Source organism: Micromonospora sp. NPDC000207 (assembly GCF_040300925.1).
In the GTDB taxonomy this organism is placed as follows: domain Bacteria; phylum Actinomycetota; class Actinomycetes; order Mycobacteriales; family Micromonosporaceae; genus Micromonospora.
On sequence record NZ_JBEPEQ010000039.1, the window covers coordinates 40,269 to 46,268 of the forward strand.

Annotated in this window: 5 protein-coding genes; 4 read left to right on the forward strand and 1 reads right to left on the reverse strand. The window is 70.7% G+C overall.

Translation table 11 applies throughout. From position 1 onward, the window contains the following. Positions 1-120 precede the first annotated feature (120 nt). The 3 genes from ABT336_RS12465 to ABT336_RS12475 all read left to right on the forward strand — a co-directional run bounded on the left by ABT336_RS12465 (position 121) and on the right by ABT336_RS12475 (position 2,482). Positions 121-543, forward strand: coding sequence for an SgcJ/EcaC family oxidoreductase (locus ABT336_RS12465; protein ID WP_350896639.1), 423 nt, complete (start codon positions 121-123; stop codon positions 541-543). 91 nt (positions 544-634) lie between these two features. Continuing rightward, entirely contained in the window at positions 635-1,915 is a 1,281-nt protein-coding gene (locus ABT336_RS12470; protein ID WP_350896640.1) for an FAD-binding protein, read from the forward strand. A 210-nt stretch (positions 1,916-2,125) separates the two neighbouring features. Continuing rightward, on the forward strand, positions 2,126-2,482 hold the full coding sequence (locus tag ABT336_RS12475; protein ID WP_350896642.1) for an SCP2 sterol-binding domain-containing protein: 357 nt from the start codon (positions 2,126-2,128) through the stop codon (positions 2,480-2,482). 63 nt (positions 2,483-2,545) lie between these two features. On the opposite strand, the gene pgi is transcribed toward ABT336_RS12475, so the two are convergent. After that, positions 2,546-4,180, reverse strand: coding sequence for a glucose-6-phosphate isomerase (gene pgi / locus ABT336_RS12480; RefSeq protein WP_350896643.1), 1,635 nt, complete (start codon positions 4,178-4,180; stop codon positions 2,546-2,548). Positions 4,181-5,188: 1,008 nt separating this feature from the next. Here pgi and ABT336_RS12485 point away from each other — a divergent pair. Further along, a partial coding sequence (locus ABT336_RS12485) for a glycosyltransferase family 2 protein (RefSeq protein ID WP_350896644.1) occupies positions 5,189-6,000 on the forward strand: 812 nt, incomplete at its 3' end.

The following is a 6,000-nucleotide window of genomic DNA, read 5'->3' on the forward strand; positions in this document are numbered from 1 at the left end:
CGTCCGTCGGCCGCCCCTGCTGTGGCGTGGCAGGTGCCTGCACCTGCCACGTCGGCACCACCGGGACCCGGTGTGCCGGCAAGAGACATCCGTACCGACAAGCGAAGGGTAGTGACCCAGATGAGCATCACCGAGCAGACGTCCCCGGCAGCCACCGGAACCGACCCGAAGGCGGAGGTCGCCGCACTTCCCCAGCGTCTCGTCGCCGCCTGGGCCGAACACGACTCCGCCGTGTTCGCGCAGCTGTTCACCCCGGACGGGACGATGATCCTTCCCGGCGTGTTCTGCCAGGGCCACGAGCAGATCCAGCAGTTCATGACCAACGCGTTCGCCGGTCCGTACCGGGGGACCCGGGTCACCGGGCAGCCGTTCAACATCCGGTTCCTCGGCCCGGACACCGTCGTGATGCTCACCCAGGGCGGCGTGCTCGCTCCGGGGGAGGAGGAGGTGTCGGCCGAGCGGGCGGTGCGGGCCTGCTGGCTCGCCGTGCGTACCGACGGCCAGTGGCGACTGGCGGCCTACCAGAACAGCCCGAAGAACTAGGCACGCCGCAGAGGCGGTCGCGACGGACCGGTCCCGTTCACCGGGGCGGGTCCGTCGCGAGGGCGGCACCGATGCGTCGAAGGGAACGAGGGTGGAGCAGGCAGTCCTGGATCTCACGGCTGCGGGGATACGCCTGACGGGTGTGCTGAGCACCCGCGACGTGGACCGGGCGCGGGTCGCCCGGGATTTCGGCGGGTTCGTCCGGCACCTGCCCCGTGCGGTGCTCATGCCGGGATCCGCGCAGGACGTCGCAGCGGTGGTCGGGCACTGTCACCGGGCCGGCCTGACGGTGGTGGCCAGGGGTGCCGGGCATTCGGTGGACGGGCAGACCCAGACCCGCGACGGCCTGGTGGTGGACATGGGCACCCTGTCGACGGTACGGCGGGTCGGTGCCGACCGGGTCAGTGTGGACACGGGCGCCCGGTGGAGCACCGTCGTCGTGGCCACGCTCGCCCGGGGACTGGTCCCGCCGGTGCTGCCCGACTATCTGGAGTTGACGGTGGGCGGCACGCTCTCCGTGGGCGGCATCGGTGGCACCAGTCACCGGTACGGCTGCCAGGCCGACAACGTCCTCGACCTCGACGTGGTGACCCCGGACGGCGACCTCGTGACGTGTTCCCCCGGGCGTGACCGGGACCTGTTCGACGCCGTACGGGGCGGCCAGGGCCGTCACGGCATCGTCACCCGGGCGACGTTGGCGTTGGTGGCGGCACCCCGGCAGGTGCGTCGCCACCAGTTGACCTACACCGACCTGGCCACGTTCCTCGCCGACGCCAACCGGTTGGCCGAGCAGGGTCGGTTCGACCACCTGGTCGGGCTGGCCCGCCCCGGCGCGGGGCGGGACTGGGTGTTCGGGCTCGACGTGGCGTACGACGTCGACCCCGGGGAGCTTCCCGACGACAGGGCGTTCCTGGGTGACCTGGCGTACGACTGCGAACACGAGCCCGCCCGGACCCTGCCGTACGGCGGGTTCCTGGGTCGGTACGCCTCGATCGAGACCCACCTACGGGCGGTGGGCTCCTGGCAACACGACCTGCACCCCCGGTGCACCGTCCTGCTGCCCGGTCGACACGCGGTGTCGGTGATCGGGGCGGTCCTCGGTGGGTTGACCCCTGCTGACCTGGGTGTCGGGGGCAGTGTGTTGGTCTATCCGATCCCGACCGCCCGACTGGTCGCGCCGAACGTGCCGAAGGCGCAGGACGACCCGGTCACTGTGGTGTTCGGGCTGCAACGTACCGCTGCGCAGGGTGACGCGGCGACCCTGGCCAGGATGCGGCGTGACAACGCGGCGCTGCGTGCCGCGGCGGTGCGGGTCGGGGGTGGCGGCTATGCCTACGGCGGAGACGACGACCCGGTCGCCCTGCGGTGCTGAGTGCTCGGCGCTGTTCCTGCCGGGACGTGACGAACGTACCGCGCGACGGGCGCGGGTGCGAGGGTTCCAGGAGAGGGCAGAGCTGTGACAGAGACGAATCCCGCGACGTCGGAGCGCATCCGAGAGCTGGTCGACGGCGTTCACCATCCCGACTCGCGAGTGTTCGCCCGGCTGGTAAAGCGAACGCGGACCGAGGACCTGCGGGAGCTGATGAGCGGCGGGCACCGCCACGCGGTGTTGGAGGAGTTGTTCGTCCGCATGCCCCACGTGTTCCGGGCCGACCGGGCCGGTTCGCTGCAGGCGGTGGTGCACTGGCGGATCGGTGACCGGCCCGACGGTGGATCCGACACCTACCAGCTGGTGATCGACGGTGGTCGGTGTGTGGTGTCGGAGCAGCCGGATCGTGAGCCCGCCCTGGTCCTCACGATCGGCGCTGTCGACTTCCTCGCCGTCGTCACCGGCAACGCCCACCCGGTCGTCCTGGCCATGCGGGGCAAACTCAGGAGCAAGGGGGACCTGGGCCTGACCGCCAAGTTCCCCACCCTGTTCGACAATCCCAAGCCCTGATCGGCGTCGAGGGCACCCCGGCCTGAACCGTCCGCTCGGCGGACGGTTCAGGCCGGGCCGTTGTCAGCCCCGGTCGCGGTGGCGGCGGTAGCGCCGGATCAGGGTGGCGGTGGAGGAGTCCACCCCGTCGAGGTCCGGGGCGTCCCCGGTGAGCAGGGGGGCGAGTTGGTTGGCCATCACCTTGCCGAGCTCCACCCCCCACTGGTCGAAGGCATTGACGTCCCAGATCGCCGCCTCGGTGGCGACGACGTGCTCGTAGAGGGCGACGAGCTGACCGAAGGTGCCCGGGGTGAGCTTCTCGGCCAGGATCGAGGTGGTCGGGTGGTTGCCCGCCATCACCCGGTGCGGGACCAGTTCCGCCGGGGTCCCCTCGGCGGCGACCTGCTCGGCGGTCCGCCCGAAGGCCAGGGCGGCGGTCTGTGCGAAGAAGTTGGACATGAACAGGTCGTGCATGTCGGCGATGTCGTGGTTCGGCGTACCGAACGCCACGAAGTCGGCCGGGACCAGCCGGGTTCCCTGGTGGATGAGCTGGTAGAAGGCGTGCTGGCCGTTGGTCCCCGGCTCACCCCAGAAGATCTCCCCGGTGTCGTACGACACCGGCGTGCCGTCGCGGGTCACCGACTTGCCGTTGCTCTCCATGGTCAACTGCTGGAGGTACGCGGGGAACCGGTGCAGGTACTGCGAGTACGGCAGGACGGCGTGGGTCTGCGCGCCGAGGAAGTTGGTGTACCAGACGTTGAGCAGCCCCAGCAGGACCGGTGCGTTGCGGGACGACGGCGCGGTGCGGAAGTGCTCGTCCACCGCGTGGTAGCCGGCGAGCATCTCGGCGAAGCGCTCCGGCCCGATGGCCAGCATCACCGACAGGCCGACCGCCGAGGGCAGGGAGTAGCGCCCACCCACCCAGTCCCAGAACCCGAACATGTTCGCCGGGTCGATGCCGAAGTCGCGTACCCGTTCCTGGCTGGTGCTGACGGCGACGAAGTGGCGGGCCACCGCCGAGGGGTCACCGTCGAGCCCGGCCAGCAGCCACCGGCGGGCCTGTTCGGCGTTGGCCAGGGTCTCCTGGGTGGAGAAGGTCTTGGAGACCACCACGAACAGGGTGGTCGCCGGGTCCAGGTCGGCGGTGGCCTCGTGGATGTCGGTGGGGTCGATGTTCGACACGAAGCGGCAGGTCAGTCCGGCGTCGCGGTAGTCCTTGAGCGCCTCGTACGCCATCACCGGCCCGAGGTCGGACCCGCCGATGCCGATGTTGACCACGGTCCGGATCCGCTCACCGGTGTGCCCCCGCCACTGACCGGAGCGGACCGTGTCGGCGAAGGCACCCATCCGGTCCAGGACGTCGTGCACGTCGGCCACCACGTCCTGACCGTCGACGGTCAGCGTGGCGTCGCGGGGCAGCCGCAGGGCGGTGTGCAGGACCGCGCGGTCCTCGGTGGAGTTGACGTGGGCACCGGAGAAGGTCGCGGTGATCCGGTCGGCGAGTCCGACCCGGTCGGCCAGCGCGGTCAGCAGGCGCAGCGTCTCGTCGGTGACGAGGTTCTTGCTGTAGTCCACGTAGAGGTCGGCCACCTCGATCGCGAGTCGTCCACCCCGGTCCGGGTCGGCGGCGAACAGGTCCCGCAGGTGCGTCTCGCGGATCTCGTCGGCGTGGGCGCGCAGGGCCTGCCACTCGGGCGTGCTGGTGACGTCGGCAGCCATCGGATCGATCGTCTCCCTCGCAGGGGTCGGCAGCCCGCCGGCGTCGTGCCGACGGTGATCGTCAGCGTGCCAAAACGGAGATCACAACGCGAGTCTGACGCGGCCGACGCCTGGGTGTCCGTGGTGCACCCCGGGGCGGGGTGCGGCTCGGTCGGGGCGTACCGGACACTTCGCGGCGGTGTTCGTTCGTGCGAGGGGAAAGCCCGTTCCCGGCAACCGATACGGTGCGCGACGGTGACCGAGTGGTGGGACGTCCGGCGAATCACCCGGGTTCGGTGCGTCGGAAACTCGAATCGGCGATTCCGCCCGTCCCATTAATCGCCGCCCCCGGGATTGGGCACATCATTTCTCGACCCGGCTACGAGTGCCGACGGTCGCCTCCTCGTCCCGGCGGCGGGGCCCGTCCACCGGCGGTGCCGCAGGCCGCCACGGGAGGCCCCGGCCGAATCCCGGTCCGGGTGCGCCCCCGGTCCCGGGTCGGCCCCGGAGGGGGTGCCGATCGCGCCTCGGGGCCGTACCAGCAGGTGGACGCGGGGGCGTCGGAGCGCCGGAGGTGGTCGCCCGACCTCCGGACGATCTTTCCCAAAGTCGTCCTCCGTGATCATGCCGACACAACGTGCACGACGGACGAAACACGATCCACCCCCGCGCGTCGTCCACAAGTGTCGATATTGAGCTTTGTCGAACTTTTGAATCGGAATTGGAGTTTCGGCGGGCATTCATCGGCGATTTTTCACCGACGCATGTGTGTGCTTCGTGAACAGGCTGTCAAGCCCTTGACGGTCTCCCTGAGTGCGCGCAAGATATAGTCGGCCGTCGTTCGAGGGCGCGTGATGGCCATTCCTGTTCTGTATCTACCGGCGCTTCGTGAACAACGAACGAAGTCCTGTCCGGCAATCTCATCGCACTTTTGTTCGGACCGCCGGCCGCCCGGTGGCCGAGCCCGAACCCGCGCAGACCCCGATCGGTGCTCCCCGCAACCGAGCCGGAGCGAGAAGGAGAGGCACCGTGCAACCACCGCTGGTCTCCGTCGTCATACCGTGCTACAACCGGGCCCGCACGGTCGAGCTGTGCGTCCGCTCCGTGCAGCGGCAGACCTACCCGCACATCGAGATCGTCGTGGTCGACGACGCCAGCACGGACGACTCGTACACGGCCGCCGTCGCCACCGGAGCCACAGTCGTGCGGGCCACGACCAACGGCGGGCCGGGTGCCGCCCGCAACATCGGAGCCGACCGGGCGCGTGGGGAGATCCTGTTCTTCCTCGACGCCGACGTCGCCCTCGAACCCGGCAGCGTCGCCGCCGCCGTCGCCCAGCTCCGCGCCGACCCCGGCCTCGGCGCGATCTGCGGGGTGCTCCGCCCGGAGTCGCTGCTCTCCCGGGGGATCGTCGCCGAGTACCGGGCGCTGCAGATGTACCACTGGTGGCTGGCCCAGGAGGGCCCGGTGGAGGGGCTGCACACCGCTCTGTGCGCGATGCGCGCCGAGGTGTTCCGGGAGCTCGGACCCTTCGATCCGGACCTGCGGCACACCGAGGCACCCGAGTACGGACACCGGATCCGGACCCGGTACGAGGTCCGCACCACCGCCGACATCAGCGGGGTGCACGACCACGACACCACCCTGCGGGTCCTGCTGCCGAAGGTGTTCCTGCGGGCCTGGGCCAGCGCCGAGCAGGTCCGCCCCGGGGAGGTCCTCGGCGGGGCGACCAGCCGGATCGTGGCCAGCGTGATGGTCCTCGCCGGGGCGCTCACCCTGCCGTTGCCCCTGGTCGTCGGGGCCCCGGCGGCCGCAGTCCCGGCCGTTGCGCTCACCGTGGC